The organism is Saccharothrix sp. NRRL B-16314 (genome assembly GCF_000716595.1).
Classification (GTDB): domain Bacteria; phylum Actinomycetota; class Actinomycetes; order Mycobacteriales; family Pseudonocardiaceae; genus Actinosynnema.
Genome location: NZ_JNXC01000003.1, coordinates 120,717 through 136,642, shown reverse-complemented (window position 1 = coordinate 136,642; position 15,926 = coordinate 120,717). Strand labels below are relative to the sequence as shown.

Sequence of the window (15,926 nt, the reverse complement as noted above, 5' to 3'; positions counted from 1 at the left end):
GTCGTTGATCCGGGCTGCCGGCGCCGTGTTGTGGCGCGATGGTTCCGTGGCGGTCGTGCACCGGCCGCGTTACGACGACTGGTCCCTGCCGAAGGGGAAGGTGGACGCGGGCGAGACCGTGCCCGCGGCGGCCGTGCGGGAAGTGCGGGAGGAGACCGGCTTCCACGCCGTGCTGGGGCGGTACCTGTGCCAGGTGTCGTACCGGGCTTTCGGCAGGCCGAAGGCGGTGGAGTACTTCAGCGCCCAGGCCGGGTCGGGTGCTTTCGTGCCGTCCGACGAGGTGGATGAGCTGCGGTGGGTGCCGTTCGCGGAGGCGGGCGCGTTCGTGACGCGGGACGAGGACCGGGCGGTGCTGGCGGCGTTCCTGGCGGAGCCCGCGGACCTGGCGACGGTGTTGCTGGTGCGGCACGCGAAGGCGGGGAAGCGGGACAACTGGCGGGGAGATGACGACCTGCGGCCGTTGAGCTCGGCGGGGTGGCGGCAGGCGGGCGGGTTGCGTTCGATGCTGCCGCTGTGGGAACCGGTGCGGGTGCACTCGGCACCGCGGGTTCGGTGCGTGGAGACCGTCCAGGGGGTTGCGGCGGACTTGGGCGTGGGCGTCCTGTTGGAGCCCCGGCTGTCCGAGGAGGGGTACTGGCCGGACCGCGAGGCCGGGTTGGTGCGGCTGCTGGAGATCGCGGACGGGGCGGGGACGCCGGTCGTCTGCAGCCAGGGCGGCGTCATCCCGGACGTGGTGTCCACCCTCGCCGACCTGGGCGGTCTGTCGTTGAGCGGGACGCCGTGCAAGAAGGGCAGCGCGTGGCTGCTGGCGTTCCGGCGGCCCGAGCCGGGGTGGTCCACATCGGACTCGCACACGTCCTGGCCACGCCTGGTGTCGGCCCACTACTTCCCCACGTCCCTCCCCACCCCCACCCCCTGACCTCCCGCTCGGGCACTTCGGGGCGTCCGCTCGGGCACCGATAACGGGGCCGGCCGGGTCACGGAAGGAGTCCGAGCGGGCACAGCGAGTTCTCCACAGGCGCCCACTCGCCCGCCGGAAATGGTGGTCCGAGTCGGCCGGTTCGCCGCATCCGAGTACGGGGCCCGAGAGCCGCAATGCCGCCGCCCCAAATCCCCGTCAGCCGCAATCCCGGTCAGCCCAATGCCAGAACCCCGGCGCACGTCTTCCAGCGGCCGTATGCCCGCAGCAGCGCCTCACGCACGTGTTCCCGAAGCCGTGCTCAACGCGCGTGTTCCAGCAGCGGTGTGCCCCAGCAGCCGTGCCCCAGCAGCCGTGCCTCAACGCACGTGTACAGCAGCCGTATGCCGCCGGCAGTGCCTCAGCGCAAGTGTTCCGGCAGCCGTGCCCCAACAGCGGCCCGGCAGCGGGACAGGAGTGCGTGAATCGCGGTCTGGAGGCACAACTCGCGAAGAGCAGGAAGGTCTGGAGGTCTGAATACCTGGCTCGGCCGGACCGGACCGCTGCCCACCCGGCACGCGTGTTCTGAGCGTTGAACTCAGGCGTCCTGAACGTAGGACACGGTGGTTCTGAGCGTAGGACTCACGGAATGCTCAGGGCCCGGTGCGCGTCCGCACCGGGCCCTGAGCGTGTCTTGCGTGCCTGGCCGGTGATCACCCGGCCCGGTTTCACTTCTTCTTGGCCGGGGCCTTCTTCGCCGCGGGCTTGGCGGCTGCGGCCGTGGTGGCCTTCGCCGGAGCAGCTGCCTTGGCCGTGGTGGCCTTCTTGGCTGCCGGCTTGGCCGCCGTCGCCTTCGCCGCAGTGGTCTTCGCTGCGGTGGCCTTGGTCGCGGTGCTCTTCGCAGGCGCGGCCTTGGTGGCGGCGGGCTTCGCAGCCGCGGCGGCCCGGCGGGTCGCCGGAGCCTTCGTGGCTGCCGCAGCGGCGCGCGTGGCAGTACCGGTGCTGCGCGTCGCGCGCGCAGTGGTGGTACGCGCGGTGGCGCTGCGGGTGGCCGGAGCCTTCGTGGCGGCGGCCGGCTTGGCCGCCGTCCCGGCAGCGGGCTTCGCGGCCGTGACGCGCGGCAGCTTCTTCGTGCCGCTGATGACGTCCTTGAACGTCGAACCCGCGCGGAACGCGGGAACGTTGGTCTTCTTGACCTTCACGGTCTCACCGGTGCGCGGGTTGCGAGCGGTGCGAGCCGCACGGGCCCGCTTCTCGAAGACACCGAAACCGGTGATGTTGACCTTCTCGCCCTTGTGGACGCTGCGAACGATGACGTCAACGATGCCGTCTACTGCGGCAGCGGCGTTCTTCTTGTCGCCAAGGCGCTCGGCGAGCGCCTCGATGAGCTGGGCCTTGTTCACCGTCAGTCCCTCCCAGGACGCTCACGGCCCTAGTCGGGCCGACTTGATTGCCCACGGTAAGCCCATATGCAAGGAAATACCAATCGCCACGCCAGATTTTCCGTTGTGGCGTGGGCAATTACGACCTGTCGAGGGACACCCGGGCGGCCCCGGAGGGTTCGAAGGGGCCGGATTCCCGCTGTTCGGAGGGGAATCCGACCCCTTCGGCCTCAGCTCGCGGGCATCGGTTCGGTAGTGGGCAACCAACCCGGCCGGCGCTGCTCGAACTCGGTGATGTCGTCCGCGTGCCGGAGGGTCAGCGCGATGTCGTCCAATCCCTCCAGCAGCCGCCAACGGGTGTACTCGTCGACGGTGAAGGGCGCGGTGAAGTCCTTGGCCACAACGGTGTTCTTCGTCAGGTCGACGGTGACCTCGGTGCCGGGGTCGTTCTCCAGCAGCTTCCACAGCAATTCGACATCGGACTGCGAGCACTCGGCGGCCACGAGGCCCTGCTTGCCCGAGTTGCCCCGGAAGATGTCGGCGAACCGGGACGAGATGACCACCCGGAAGCCGTAATCCATGAGCGCCCACACGGCGTGCTCACGGGACGACCCGGTGCCGAAGTCCGGCCCGGCGACGAGCACGCTGCCGGCGCGGAACGCTTCCTGGTTGAGCACGAACTGCCCGTCACCGCGCCAGGCGGCGAACAGGCCGTCCTCGAAGCCCGTGCGGGTGACGCGCTTGAGGTAGACGGCCGGGATGATCTGGTCGGTGTCCACGTTGGACCTGCGCAGCGGAACGCCGACCCCGGTGTGCGTGGTGAACGCTTCCATGTTCGTAGAACTCCCTCAGACCAGGTCGGCGGGCGACGACAGCGTGCCCCGCACGGCGGTGGCGGCGGCCACGAGTGGCGAGACGAGGTGGGTGCGGCCACCCTTGCCCTGCCTGCCCTCGAAGTTTCGGTTGGAGGTCGACGCGCTGCGCTCCCCCGGCTTCAACTGGTCCGGGTTCATGCCGAGGCACATCGAGCAGCCGGCCTGGCGCCACTCGGCGCCGGCCTCCAGGAACACCTCGTGCAGCCCCTCGGATTCGGCCTGCGCGCGCACCCGCATGGAACCGGGCACCACGAGCATCCGGACGTTCTCGGCGACCTTGTGGCCGCGCAGGACGTCCGCCGCGGCACGCAGGTCCTCGATGCGGCCGTTGGTGCACGAGCCGAGGAACACGGTGTCGACGCGGATGTCGCGCAGCGGGGTGCCCGGCTCCAGCCCCATGTACGTCAGGGCCTTCTCGGCGGCCACGCGCTCGTTGTCGTCGCCGATGGCCTCGGGGTCCGGCACGCTGGCGCTCAGCGGCAGGCCCTGACCGGGGTTGGTGCCCCAGGTGACGAACGGCGTCAGCTCGTCGGCGTCGAGGCGGACCTCGGCGTCGAACTCGGCGTCGTCGTCGGTGCGCAGCGTCTTCCAGTACTCGACGGCCGCGTCCCAGTCCGCGCCGGACGGCGCGTGCGGACGGCCTTCGAGGTAGTCGAACGTCGTCTGGTCCGGTGCGATCATGCCCGCGCGGGCACCGGCTTCGATCGACATGTTGCACACGGTCATGCGGGCTTCCATGGACAGCGCCTCGATCGCGGCGCCCCGGTACTCCAGGACGTAGCCCTGGCCGCCACCGGTGCCGATCTCCGCGATCACCGCGAGGATGATGTCCTTGGCCGTGACGCCCGGCTTCAGCTCCCCGTCGACGGTGACGGCCATGGTCTTGAACGGCCGCAGCGGCAGCGTCTGGGTGGCCATCACGTGCTCCACCTCGGACGTGCCGATGCCGAACGCCAGCGCGCCGAACGCGCCGTGCGTCGACGTGTGGCTGTCACCGCAGACGACCGTCATGCCGGGCTGCGTCAGGCCCAGCTGCGGGCCCACGACGTGCACGATGCCCTGCTCGACGTCGCCCATCGGGTGCAGCCGGACGCCGAACTCCGCGCAGTTCTTGCGCAGCGTCTCGACCTGGAGGCGGGACACCGGGTCGGCGATGGGGAGGTCGATGTCGATCGTCGGGACGTTGTGGTCCTCGGTGGCGATCGTGAGGTCCGGTCGTCGGATCCCGCGACCGGCCAACCGCAGGCCGTCGAACGCCTGCGGACTGGTCACTTCATGCAGCAGGTGGAGGTCGATGTAGAGCAGGTCCGGCTCCGCGCCACTGCCGTGGCGCACGACGTGTGCTTCCCACACCTTCTCCGCGAGCGTGCGGCTCATCGCAACTCTCCCAAGATCTGGACAGTCGATAGATCTGGACTTCCCAGACAGTGGGAAGTTAGTATCGGCTTGTGGGACAGCATAGCGGGATCGGCGTGCTCGACAAGGCAGTGGCCGTCTTGAACGCCGTCGCGAAGGATCCGTGTGGGCTCGCCGAGTTGTGCAACCGGACGGGCTTGCCGAGAGCTACCGCACACAGGTTGGCGGTCGGGCTCGAGGTGCACAGGTTGCTGCGACGGGGTTCGGACGGGCGCTGGCGTCCAGGCGCGGCACTGGCGGAGTTGGCGGGCGGTGCCACCGACCCGCTGCTCGACGCGGCGTCCTCGGTGTTGCCGCGGTTGCGGGACATCACGGGCGAGAGCGTCCAGTTGTACCGGCGGGACGGGATGCAGCGGATCTGCGTGTCGTCGGCGGAACCCCCGAGTGGTTTGCGCGACACCGTTCCGATCGGCGCGCGATTGCCGATGACGGCCGGTTCCGGCGCGAAGGTATTGGCCGCGTGGTCGGATCCCGGAACCCAGCGCTCCGTTCTCGCCGATGCCGTTTACGGAGAGCGGACTTTGTTGGAGGTCCGCCGTCGCGGCTGGGCGCAGTCGGTAGCGGAACGGGAGCCGGGAGTGGCGAGCGTTTCCGCGCCGGTAAGGGACAGCTCGGGTTCCGTGGTGGCCGCGGTATCCGTTTCCGGCCCCATTGACCGCATGGGCCGCCGTCCGGGCGCCCGCTGGGCCGCAGACCTCCTGGCAGCCGCCGAGGCCCTCCAGTCACGCCTCTGACAGCCTCAGCCACCCTCACGACCAGCACACCCCCGCCAGACGCACCACCCGCGACAGGGGGCCGCCTGACCTCCGGTACCCCCGCCACAGCACCACCGGCGGGGGTGCAGGGGGCGAAGCCCTCCTGCCCGGGGTTCGGGGGTCGGACCCCCAATGCACAAAGCGAAAGATCCCCGTTTCGCACTAAGCGAAACGGGGATCTCCCGATCTGTAGCCCCGATGGGATTCGAACCCACGCTACCGCCTTGAGAGGGCGGCGTCCTAGGCCGCTAGACGACGGGGCCAGGAACTTTCTTATTAACTTTGTCTTGCTGTCCTGCGTTGCGGGTAGCTTACCACACTCGATTTACTACCGCGCAGCTGGGGTACCAGGACTCGAACCTAGACTAACTGAACCAGAATCAGTCGTGCTGCCAATTACACCATACCCCATTGGTTTCCCGGGCCTTGCTCCCTGTCGGTCTTGCTTCCAGGGGGCTGTCCGTTCCGCCGGGAGGAATACTAGACCACGTGCCCGGCGGAACGGAAATCGGGGTCACGCCGAGGCGGTCGACAGCTCGCAGACGAGCAGTTCCGGCAGCTCAGCGAGGCTGGTGATGGCGGAGATGCCGGCGGGCAGCGCACCCTCCCGCGGGCCTTGGCGGTTCAGCCACACGCCCTTCATCCCCGCGTCGCGCGCACCGATCGCATCGGCGTGCAGGCGGTCACCGACGTGCACCGTGTCACCCAGTTCCACACCCAGGTCGGCGCACGCGGTGTCGAAGATCACCCGGTCCGGCTTGGCGGCACCGACCTCGCCCGCGATGAGCACGGTGTCGAAGTACTGGGCGAGCCCGAGCGTCGCGATCTTGACCCGCTGGTGCCGCCCTGAGGCGTTGCTCACGGCGGCCATGGGCAGGCCTGTGGCCCGCAGCCACTCCAGGCACGGCACGACGTCGGGGAACAGCCGCCAGCCCGACGCGAGGACTTCCTGCCGGTGCAGTTCCCGGCGGGTCGCCTCCTCCTGGTCGAGCTCCTCACCGAGGGCCGCGAAGAAGGCGCGCGTGCGGATGTTGCGCATCGTCTCGTACTCGAGCTCGCCCGAGAGGAGGCGCTCGCAGTGCTCGTCGGTGACGCGCTGCCACAGCGGCCAGGCGTCGGCGTTGCCGACCATCGCGGCCAGGGCGGCCCGGGACGATGAGCTGTAGTCGACGAGGGTGTCGTCGACGTCGAGGCACACGGCCCGGATCTCGCCGGTTCTCCGAGGTGTGTAAGTCGGGGCTGCGGTTGTCACCCCGTGAGGCTAGGTGCGGTCACCCCTCGTCCGACTCGACCAGAGAGGTGATATCTCGCGGTTCTTGCACGGTCAAGCACCGCTGAACCCCCCGAACGAACCAGTCAGATTGCCCCGAGCGCGCGGCGCAAGCGCCCGATCGAGCGACTTCGACCGACCAGTTCCATGGATTCGTACAGCGGAGGCGAGACGGTACGGCCCGTCACGGCGACCCGCACCGGGGCGTACGCCTTGCGCGGTTTGAGGCCCATTCCATCCACAAGGGACACCTTCAGGGCCTCCTCGATCGCGGCGGCAGTCCACTCCGGAAGGGGTTCCAGGGCGCTGATGCTCGCTTCCAGCACCGGCCTGGCGTCCTCGCCGAGCGCCTTGGCCGCCGAGTCCGGTTCGGGCGCGAAGTCCTCGTCCGGGACGAACAGGAACCTGACCATTCCGGACGCCTCGGACAGCACGACCAGCCGCTCCTGCACGAGCGGTGCGACGCCGGCGAGCAGGGCGACCTGCTCCTCGGTCGGCTCGGGCGGCAGCACCTCGTCCTTGATCAGGTGCGGCAGCACGCGACTGACGAAGTCCTCGACGGGCAGCGCGCGCAGGTGGGTGGCGTTGATCGCCTCGGCCTTCTTCAGGTCGAAGCGGGCCGGGTTGGCGCTCACCTTGGCCAGGTCGAACGCCTCGACCAGCTCCTCGACCGAGAAGATGTCGCGGTCGTCCGCGATGGACCAGCCGAGCAGCGCGAGGTAGTTCAGCAGTCCTTCGGGCACGAAACCGCGGTCCCGGTAGAGGAACAGGTTGGACTGCGGGTCGCGCTTCGAGAGCTTCTTGTTGCCCTCGCCCATCACGTACGGCAGGTGCCCGAACTCGGGCGTGAAGGACGTGACACCGATTCGCGTCAACGCCTGGTAGAGCGCGATCTGGCGCGGGGTGGACGGGAGCAGGTCTTCGCCGCGCAGCACGTGCGTGATGCGCATCAGGGCGTCGTCCACCGGGTTCACGAACGGGTACAGCGGGTCGCCGTTGGCGCGCACCATCACCGGGTCGGGCGTGCTGCCCGCCTTGAACGTGATCTCGCCGCGTACCAGGTCGACCCAGGTGATGTCCTCGTCGGGCATCTTCAGCCGCAGCACGGGCTCGCGGCCGGCGGCGCGGAACGCGGCCTTCTGCTCGTCGGTCAGGCCGCGGTCGTGGCCGTCGTAGCCGAGCTTCGGGTCCTGCCCGGCGGCCTTGCGACGGGCCTCGATCTCCTCGGCGTTGGAGTACGACTCGTACAGCTCACCGGCCTCGAACAGGCGCTTCGCGATGTCCTCGTAGAGGTCGCGGCGCTGGCTCTGCCGGTACGGCGCGTGCGGGCCACCGACCTCGGGACCTTCGTCCCAGTCCAGGCCGAGCCACCGCATGGCTTCCAGCAGCGAGAGGTACGACTCCTCGGAGTCGCGGGCCGCGTCGGTGTCCTCGATCCGGAACACCACGGCGCCACCGGTGTGGCGGGCATACGCCCAGTTGAACAGGGCGGTGCGGATGAGCCCGACGTGGGGCGTGCCGGTCGGCGACGGGCAGAACCGGACGCGGACCTCTGGGTTTGCAGCTGATGCGCTCATGACCCGATCAGCCTATCCGGCTTGACCGAGCCGGTTCCGAGGAGCATCCTGAAGTTATTCAACCGGTGTTGAAAAGAGGAGGGGTTGATCATGGAGAGGACTGGGGTCGTGGTCGTCGGGGGCGGCCCGGCCGGCATGGTTGCCGGGTTGCTGCTGGCCAGGGCCGGTGTCGAGGTGACGGTGCTGGAGAAGCACGGCGACTTCCTGCGCGACTTCCGCGGCGACACGGTGCACGCGTCCACGCTGACGCTGCTGGACGAGCTGGGGCTGGGGCCCGCGTTCGCGGAGGTGCCGCACCAGATGGTCGACCGGATGCAGGTGCTGCTGGACAGCGGGCCACAGACGATCGCCGACCTGTCCCGGCTGCCCGGACCGCACAAGCACATCGCGTTCGTGCCGCAGTGGGACTTCCTGGACCTCCTCGCCGACGCGGGCAAGCGTGAACCGACCTTCACGTTGCGGATGGACACCGAGTTCACCGGCCTGCTCAAGGAGAACGGCAGGGTGACGGGCGTCCGCTACCGCACGGCGGGCGGCGAGGTCGGGGAGCTGGCCTCGGAGCTGGTGATCGCGGCGGACGGGCGGCACTCGCTGGTGCGCGAGCAGGCCGGGCTGCCCGTGCACGAGTTCGGCGCGCCGATGGACGTTTGGTGGTTCCGGGTGCCGCGCAACCCCGACGAGCTCAGCGGCGGCACCGGCCGCTTCAGCCGTGGCCAGGGGCTGGTGCTCATCAACCGCGGCGACTACTTCCAGTGCGCGTACCTGATCCGCAAGGGCACCGACCGGCAGCTGCGGGCCGAGGGGATCGAGGCGTTCCGGCGGCGCATGGCCGACCTCGTGCCGTGGCTGGCGGAGCGGATGGGGACCGTGGGCTCGCTCGACGACGTGAAGCTGCTGGACGTGAAGCTGGACCGGCTGCGGCGATGGCACGGCGACGGTGTGCTGTGCATCGGTGACGCCGCGCACGCGATGTCGCCGATCGGCGGGGTCGGCATCAACCTGGCCGTGCAGGACGCGGTGGCCGCCGCGTCGATCGTGGCCGCGCCGCTGCGGCGGAACGAGCTGTCCCCGGCGGTCCTGGCGAAGGTGCGGCGGCGGCGGTGGTTCCCGACCGCGTCGACGCAGGCGTTCCAGCGGCGGATCCAGGACTCGTTCCTGAAGCCGACGCTGGCGGGCACGTCGGACATCGCGCGGGGCGGCGTGCCGCTGCCGGTCCGGCTGCTCCAGCGGTTCCCGTGGCTCCAGGTGGTGCCCGGCTACCTGGTGGCGATCGGGCTGCGGCCCGAGCACGCGCCGACGTTCGCCCGGCGCGCGCCCGAACGCATCGAGCGGAGCTGAAGCCTCAGCGCTTCGAGACCGGGTTGGTCAGCGTGCCGAGACCTTCGACGGTCACGGAAACGGTCTGCCCCGGGTTCAGCGGACCGACGCCGGCGGGCGTGCCGGTGAGGATCACGTCCAGCGGGCGCAGGGTCATCACCGCGGAGATGTACTCGATCAGCTCCGCGATGTCGTGCAGCAGCAGCGAGGTCCGCGAGTCCTGCTTGACCTCGCCGTCCACCTCGGTGCGGATGGCCACGTCGGACGGGTCGAACTCGGTCTCCACCCACGGCCCGAGCGGGCAGAACGTGTCGAAGCCCTTGGCCCGCGTCCACTGCCCGTCCGCCTTCTGGAGGTCGCGCGCGGTGACGTCGTTGGCGATCGTGTAGCCGAGGATCGACTGCCGGGCGCGGGAGGCGGGGATGTCCCGGCCGCCCATGCCGATCACCACCGCGAGTTCGCCCTCGAAGTCGACGCGCTCGGACGCGGCGGGCAGCTTGATGTCGACGTTCGGCCCGATCACGGTGGTGTTGGGCTTGAGGAACATCAACGGGTTGTCCGGCACCTCGTTGCCCAGTTCGGCGGCGTGCTCGGCGTAGTTGCGGCCGATGGCCACGATCTTGGGCGGCAGGAACGGCGCCAGCAGGCGCACGTCGGCCAGCGGCCAGCGGCGACCGGTGAACGTGGGGTTGGCGAAGGGGTCGTCGGCGATCTCGACCGCGGTCAGGTCGTCGCCTTCGCCCTCGATCGCGGCGAAGGCCAGGCCGTCGGGCTGGGCGATACGGGCAATGCGCACGAGATCACCCTAACCGGCGGCTTGCAACGGCACCGTACGTCCCTAGCGTCGAAGGGATGCGAACCCTGCTGATCGTCCTCACCCTGCTGGTCGCCACGGCGACCCCGGCTTCGGCGGCGACCCCGCTGGAAGCCGGCACGCCCCTCACCACGTCCACCGGCCTGCGCTGCGCGAACGGCTTCAACGTGCACGGCTACCTGTTGATCTCCCCGTCGTGCGGCTCCGTCGGCACGACCGTCCGCGGGCCGGGCGGCGTCGAGATCGGACCCGTCATCGCGGTCCGGACGACCTACGCCGTCGTCCGGATCACCAACGCCCTCGCCTGGGTCCAGCGGCCCACCGTCGTCGGCTACAGCCGCACCATCACCGGTGCGTACGAGACACCGGTCGGCGGGCAGGTGTGCGCGGTGGGCCGCACCACCGGCATGCGGTGCGGCACCGTGGTGGCCAAGAACGTCACCGTCACCTACCCGACCGGCACGGTCTACGGGCTGACGCGGACGAGCCTGTGCAGCGAGCCCGGCGACCAGTGGTCGCCCATCTTCACCGGCACCCAGGCGCAGGGCCACGTGCTGGGTGGCAGCGGCAACTGCTCCTCCGGCGGGTCGTCCTTCTTCTACCCGCTCAACCGGATCCTGTCGGCCGAGGGGTTCAGGCTCGTCACGGGGTGATCCGGGACGCCTTGTGCACCAGCGCGTCGCACAGCGCGAGCCAGCTGGCCTCGACGATGTTCCCGTGCACGCCCACGGTGGTCCACTCGCGCTCGCCGTCGGTGGACTCCACGAGCACGCGGGTGACGGCGTCGGTGCCGTGCTCGACCGGATCGTGCGACCCGGCGAGGATGCGGACCTTGTAGTCGTTCAGCTCCACCGCGTCCAGCCAGGACAGGTGGGGCAGCAACGCCTTCCGCAACGCGGCGTCCAGGGCGTGCACCGGGCCGTTGCCCTCGGCGGTCGCGATGACCCGCTCACCGGCGACGTGCACCTTCACCGTGGCCTCGGACACGATCGCGCCGTCCTGGTGGTGGTCGAGCACCACGCGGTACGACTCCAGCACGAACGGTGGCGTGTCCAGCTCGGACAGCTCGTTCTTGATGAGCAGTTCCAGGGAGGCGTCGGCCGCTTCGAACGACCAGCCGCCCTGCTCCAGCTCCTTGACCTTGCGCACCACGTTGGTGAGCGCGTCCGGCCGGCGGGTCAGGTCGATCCCGAACTCACGTCCCTTGAGTTCGAGACTGGCCCGACCCGCCATCTCGGTGACCAGCACCCGCATGTCGTTGCCGACGGTGTCCGGATCGATGTGGTTGTACAGCTCCGGATCCACTTTGATCGCGCTCGCGTGCAGCCCCGCCTTGTGGGCGAAAGCCGACGACCCGACGTAGGCCTGGTGGGTGTCGGGTGCGATGTTCGCGATTTCGGCCAACGCATGGGAGACCCGGGTGAGCTCGGCCAGCGATTCGCGCGGTAGCACTTGCAGGCCGAGTTTGGTCACGAGGTTCCCGACGACGGCGAACAGGTCGGCGTTGCCCGCCCGTTCGCCGTAACCGTTCGCGGTGCACTGGACGTGGGTCGCCCCCGCCTGCACCGCGGCGATGGTGTTGCCCACCGCGCAGGACGTGTCGTCCTGGCAGTGGATGCCGACGCGGAAGCCCGTGCGGGCGATCACGTCGGCGACGGTCTCGGCCAGGCCCAGGGGCAGCTGGCCGCCGTTGGTGTCGCACAGCACGACGACGTCCGCGCCACCCTCCACAGCGGACTCCAGCACGCGCAGCGACGTGTCGGGGTCGAAGGCGAAGCCGTCGAAGAAGTGCTCGGCGTCGAGGAAGACCCGGCGACCTTCGTCCACCAGGAAGCGGACCGTGTCGCGGACCATGGCGCAGTTCTCCGCGACGTCCGTGCGCAGGGCCAGTTCGATGTGCCGGCGGTCCGATTTGGCGACCAGCGTCACGACCGGCGTCCGAGCCTCCAGCAACGCCCTGACCTGCGCGTCCTCCTCCACCTTGACGCCCGCCTTGCGGGTCGAGCCGAACGCGACGAGCTGCGCGTTCTTGAGCGTGAGCTCCCCCGCGGCGGCGCGGGCGAAGAACTCCGTGTCCTTCGGCATGGCGCCCGGCCAGCCACCTTCGATGAACCCCACGCCCAGCGAGTCGAGCAGGCGGGCGACGGCCAGCTTGTCGTTGACCGAGTAGGTGATGCCCTCGCGCTGGGCACCGTCCCGCAGGGTCGTGTCGAAGAGGTGGAATGAATCGCCGAGGGGGGTCACGAAGGGGCTCCTAGAGATCTCGGAAAACAAAAAGACCCCCCGCAGGATGCGAGAGGTCAGCGCGTCGGTTGCTTCGAGGAAGCACTAGCCGACGCGCTCAACGATAATGATCACGGTGTGGAGAGCCACGTCGCCGATGGTGCCACAACCCGCCCGATGAGACCAAGCCACGGACGGGTTGTCCCACATCCTGGGTACAGCTAGCCGTCGCTCAGCCGCGCGCCCTCAGGCGCCGGCGAGGAACCTGGCGAACGCCTCGATGGCGGCCGGGTTGCGCGGGCTCTCCACGAGCGCGGCGTACGGCAGCACGAAGAACCGCTTGTCCTTGATCGCGGTGACGTCCCGGAGCGGCTGGTAGGACTCCAGGAACGCGCGCTTCTCGTCCGGTGTGGTCGCCTGGCCGTCCGCGTAGTCGTTGATCAGCACCACGTCCGGGTCGCGGGCGACGACGGCCTCCCACCCGACCGTGGTCCAGCTGTCGTCCAGGTCGCCGAAGACGTTCTCGCCGCCGGCCTTGTCGATGATGTCCTGCGGAGCGCCGTTGCGGCCCGAGGTGAACGGCTGGTCGAGGCCGCTGTCGTAGAGGAACACCGTCGGGCGGTGCTCTTCGACGAGCTTCCCCGCCTCCGCGACCTGCTTGCGGTACCCGGCGATCAGCTCTTCGGCCTTGGCCTCCACGCCGAAGATGCGGCCGAGGTTGCGCAGGTCGGTGTAGAGGGCTTCCAGCGGGGGCATGATGCCGCGCTGCGTCCCCACGCCGTTCCGGCACGCCTCGGTGAGCTGGTAGGTGGCGATGCCCAGCTCCGCCAACGCGTCCGGGGTGAAGCCGGTGCTCTCCGAGAAGCCGTAGTTCCAGCCGGCGAACACCAGGTCGGCCCGCGCGCCCTGGACGAGCTCCTTGGTGATCTGCTCCCCGAGGTTCGGCACCCGCTCGAAGTCCGCCTTCCACGGCGACGACTCGACGTCGGTCGTCCGGCTGCCGCCGATCACGTAGCCCGCCATCCGGTCGCCGAGGCCGAGCGCGAACATCAGCTCGGTGATGCCGGTGTCGTTGGTGACCACACGGGACGGTTTCGGGTAGGCGACCTCCTGCCCGCAGTTCGTGACGGTGACGGCGGCGGCCGGCTCGGTGTCGGCGATCCTCGCGCCGCAGCCGGCCGTGAGCAGGACCAGGGTGAACGCGACGAGCCTCTTCACTGGTGGGTCTCCCTGTGTTCGAACAGCAGTTGCGGCACGCCGCTGGTGGGGTGGCGCACGACGTGCGCGCGGACGTGGAAGACCTCTCGGAGGACTTCCGGGGTGAGCACTTCCGCCGGTGCGCCGCTGCGCACCACCCGGCCGTGGTCGAGCACGTGCAGGCGATCGCAGTAGGCGGCGGCGAGGTTGAGGTCGTGCAGGACGGCCAGGACGGTGACCCCGAGACTCCGGACGACTTCGAGGACTGCCAGTTGGTGGCTGATGTCCAGGTGATTGGTCGGCTCGTCCAGGACGAGGACCTTCGGCTGCTGGGCGAGGGCCCGCGCGATGAGGACGCGTTGGCGTTCGCCGCCGGAGAGGGTGAGGAAGCTGCGGTCGGCGAGGTGCGCGGCGTCCACTCGGGACAGTGCGTCGGCCTGGACCTCCTCGTCCTGCCGCGGGGTGCCGCGGTGCGGGAGGCGGCCCATCGCGACCACCTCGGCGACCGTGAAGTCGAACTCGACGTGGCTGTCCTGGGTGAGCGCGGCGAGGTCCCTCGCGGTGTCGCGGACCCGGGCGGTGGTGATGTCCCGACCGTTCAGGAGGACCACTCCACCGGACGGTTTCAGCGCCCGGTAGACGCAGCGGAGGGTGGTGGACTTGCCGCTGCCGTTGGGGCCGACGATGCCGTGCACCTCGCCCGCACCGGCGTGCAGGTCGACGCCGTGGAGGATGCGGTCGACGGCGAGCCCGTCGAGTCGGAGGTCCATCAGCGACCGCCGAACACGTAGCCGCGGCGGCGCATCAGCAGGATGAAGCACGGCACGCCGAGCGCGGCCGTGATGACGCCGAGGGGCAGTTCCTCGGGTGCGGCGAGCAGGCGTGCGGCGACGTCCACCCAGATGAGGAAGCAGGCGCCCGCCAGCGGTGCCACGGCGAGCACCTTGCGGTGGTCCGCGCCCACGACGAGGCGGACCAGGTGCGGCAGCATGAGGCCGACGAACCCGACCGCGCCGCTGACCGCGACGAGGACGCCCGTCATGGCGGCGGTGACGAGGAAGAGTTCCTGGCGGGTGCGGGAGACGTCGATGCCGAGGGTGGTGGCGGTCTCGTCGCCCATGGAGAGCGCGTTGAGGTGCTTCGCGCGGGTTCGCAGGTAGAGGACACCCGCTCCGACCACCGACGCCGCGATCGGCAGCGACGCCCACGTGACGCCGCCCAGGCTGCCGAGTAGCCAGAACATCGCGGCCCGTGCGGCCTCCCCGCGTGGTGACTGGAAGACCAGGAGCATGGCGATGGCGGAGAAGCCGTAGGCCATGGCGGTGCCGGTGAGGACGAGGCGCAGCGGGGTGAGGTTGCGGCCGGCGACCAGGTAGACGATCGCCATCGCGGCGAGGGCGGCGAGGAACGCGGCCGTGGAGAGGGCGTAGATGCCTAGGGAGGCGAACAGGCCGGTGGTCGCCACCGCCGTGGCGCCGACGCTCGCGCCGGAGGAGATGCCGAGCACGTAGGGGTCGGCGAGGGCGTTGCGGACCATGGCCTGGATCGCGACGCCCACCGCCGAGAGGCCCGCGCCGACGACGGCGGCCAGGAGGACGCGGGGCAGTCGGATGTCCCAGACGATCCGGTAGGGGCCTGCTTCGGCGGCGTCGACCGTTCCGCCGGTGAGGGCGGCCTGGAGGAAGCGGAGGACGTCGCCGAACGGGATGCCCACCGGACCGAGCGCGACACCGCAGACGACCGAGCCGGCGAGGACGGCGGTGAGCGCCAGGCACAGGCCCGTGGTGGGCGGGCGGCGTGGCGCGACGGGCGCGGTCGTGGGCCGACTGCTGGTGGAGGTCACCGGTCGCCTTTCGGCCAGGTGGCCTCGACCGGCCGCCCGGCGCCGCTCGTGGCAGGCCGGCGCACCCGTCCCGCGGACCACGGCAGGAGTGGAGCTTCTTCCCACCGCCCACGGGTGATCGGGCTCGCCGGGCGTGGTGCTCGGCCTACCGTTGCGGGTCAGCGCCGGATTTCGACCGGACTTCCCCCACGGGCGGTACCGGCGACCCTACGGCCACCGAAGCGCCCGGGGCCACCACGAACTCGCCGCGGTGGCCCTGATCACGTACCGGAACGGCCGACCCACCACGTTCAGCGCACGAACCGCCACGCATCCCGCGCCTGTGCTCGGGGGTCAGCGCCGGATTTCGACTTCTCCCA

Annotated in this window: 14 protein-coding genes and 2 tRNA genes; 4 read left to right on the top strand and 12 right to left on the bottom strand. The window is 70.1% G+C overall.

Annotated features, from left to right (window positions below; all coding sequences use genetic code 11):
• Positions 1 to 7 precede the first annotated feature (7 nt).
• A complete protein-coding gene (locus OQ02_RS07635; protein WP_081915487.1) occupies positions 8 to 919 on the top strand; it encodes an NUDIX hydrolase in 912 nt (303 codons plus the stop codon).
• 707 nt (positions 920 to 1,626) lie between these two features.
• On the opposite strand, the gene OQ02_RS07630 is transcribed toward OQ02_RS07635, so the two are convergent.
• From OQ02_RS07630 to leuC, 3 genes are all read right to left on the bottom strand, one after another.
• The gene (locus OQ02_RS07630) at positions 1,627 to 2,301 is read right to left on the bottom strand and encodes an HU family DNA-binding protein (protein ID WP_033437572.1); all 675 of its coding nucleotides are present in this window, start codon (positions 2,299 to 2,301) and stop codon (positions 1,627 to 1,629) included.
• Between the two features lie 209 nt (positions 2,302 to 2,510).
• On the bottom strand, positions 2,511 to 3,113 hold the full coding sequence (gene leuD, locus OQ02_RS07625) for a 3-isopropylmalate dehydratase small subunit (RefSeq protein ID WP_033437571.1): 603 nt from the start codon (positions 3,111 to 3,113) through the stop codon (positions 2,511 to 2,513).
• Positions 3,114 to 3,128: 15 nt separating this feature from the next.
• Positions 3,129 to 4,532 (bottom strand): 3-isopropylmalate dehydratase large subunit, encoded by a 1,404-nt coding sequence (gene leuC, locus OQ02_RS07620; RefSeq protein ID WP_033437570.1) that lies wholly within the window; start codon positions 4,530 to 4,532, stop codon positions 3,129 to 3,131.
• Between the two features lie 71 nt (positions 4,533 to 4,603).
• Here leuC and OQ02_RS07615 point away from each other — a divergent pair, with 71 nt between their 5' ends.
• Complete coding sequence (locus OQ02_RS07615) at positions 4,604 to 5,305, top strand: IclR family transcriptional regulator (RefSeq protein WP_051772024.1); 702 nt, start codon at positions 4,604 to 4,606, stop codon at positions 5,303 to 5,305.
• Positions 5,306 to 5,516: 211 nt separating this feature from the next.
• Here OQ02_RS07615 and OQ02_RS07610 read toward each other — a convergent pair.
• The 4 genes from OQ02_RS07610 to gltX all read right to left on the bottom strand — a co-directional run bounded on the left by OQ02_RS07610 (position 5,517) and on the right by gltX (position 8,173).
• Positions 5,517 to 5,589: transfer RNA gene (locus OQ02_RS07610), tRNA-Glu, on the bottom strand.
• A gap of 76 nt (positions 5,590 to 5,665) precedes the next feature.
• Positions 5,666 to 5,737: transfer RNA gene (locus OQ02_RS07605), tRNA-Gln, on the bottom strand.
• Between the two features lie 103 nt (positions 5,738 to 5,840).
• Entirely contained in the window at positions 5,841 to 6,578 is a 738-nt protein-coding gene (locus tag OQ02_RS07600; RefSeq protein WP_231499907.1) for an HAD family hydrolase, read from the bottom strand.
• Between the two features lie 104 nt (positions 6,579 to 6,682).
• A complete protein-coding gene (gene gltX / locus OQ02_RS07595) occupies positions 6,683 to 8,173 on the bottom strand; it encodes a glutamate--tRNA ligase (RefSeq protein ID WP_033437568.1) in 1,491 nt (496 codons plus the stop codon).
• A 90-nt stretch (positions 8,174 to 8,263) separates the two neighbouring features.
• Here gltX and OQ02_RS07590 point away from each other — a divergent pair, with 90 nt between their 5' ends.
• Positions 8,264 to 9,511 carry an FAD-dependent oxidoreductase gene (locus OQ02_RS07590; RefSeq protein ID WP_033437567.1) on the top strand — a complete coding sequence of 416 codons (1,248 nt, stop codon included), beginning with the start codon at positions 8,264 to 8,266 and terminating at the stop codon, positions 9,509 to 9,511.
• Between the two features lie 4 nt (positions 9,512 to 9,515).
• Here OQ02_RS07590 and OQ02_RS07585 read toward each other — a convergent pair whose 3' ends face one another.
• The gene (locus OQ02_RS07585) at positions 9,516 to 10,286 is read right to left on the bottom strand and encodes a fumarylacetoacetate hydrolase family protein (protein ID WP_033437566.1); all 771 of its coding nucleotides are present in this window, start codon (positions 10,284 to 10,286) and stop codon (positions 9,516 to 9,518) included.
• 56 nt (positions 10,287 to 10,342) lie between these two features.
• Here OQ02_RS07585 and OQ02_RS07580 point away from each other — a divergent pair, with 56 nt between their 5' ends.
• Positions 10,343 to 10,957: a S1 family peptidase gene (locus tag OQ02_RS07580; RefSeq protein ID WP_033437565.1), complete on the top strand. Its 615-nt coding sequence runs from the start codon at positions 10,343 to 10,345 to the stop codon at positions 10,955 to 10,957.
• Here the strand turns inward: OQ02_RS07580 and cimA are convergent.
• The 4 genes from cimA to OQ02_RS07560 all read right to left on the bottom strand — a co-directional run bounded on the left by cimA (position 10,947) and on the right by OQ02_RS07560 (position 15,567).
• Entirely contained in the window at positions 10,947 to 12,548 is a 1,602-nt protein-coding gene (gene cimA, locus OQ02_RS07575) for a citramalate synthase (RefSeq protein WP_442973578.1), read from the bottom strand. The two genes, OQ02_RS07580 and cimA, sit on opposite strands and share 11 nt — an antisense overlap.
• Positions 12,549 to 12,773: 225 nt before the next feature.
• Positions 12,774 to 13,745 (bottom strand): ABC transporter substrate-binding protein, encoded by a 972-nt coding sequence (locus tag OQ02_RS07570; protein WP_033437564.1) that lies wholly within the window; start codon positions 13,743 to 13,745, stop codon positions 12,774 to 12,776.
• The gene (locus OQ02_RS07565) at positions 13,742 to 14,494 is read right to left on the bottom strand and encodes a heme ABC transporter ATP-binding protein (RefSeq protein ID WP_156076922.1); all 753 of its coding nucleotides are present in this window, start codon (positions 14,492 to 14,494) and stop codon (positions 13,742 to 13,744) included. The genes OQ02_RS07570 and OQ02_RS07565 overlap by 4 nt, the downstream gene beginning before the upstream one ends.
• On the bottom strand, positions 14,494 to 15,567 hold the full coding sequence (locus tag OQ02_RS07560; RefSeq protein ID WP_156076921.1) for a FecCD family ABC transporter permease: 1,074 nt from the start codon (positions 15,565 to 15,567) through the stop codon (positions 14,494 to 14,496). Before OQ02_RS07560 ends, OQ02_RS07565 begins: the two co-directional genes overlap by 1 nt.
• Positions 15,568 to 15,926 lie beyond the last annotated feature (359 nt).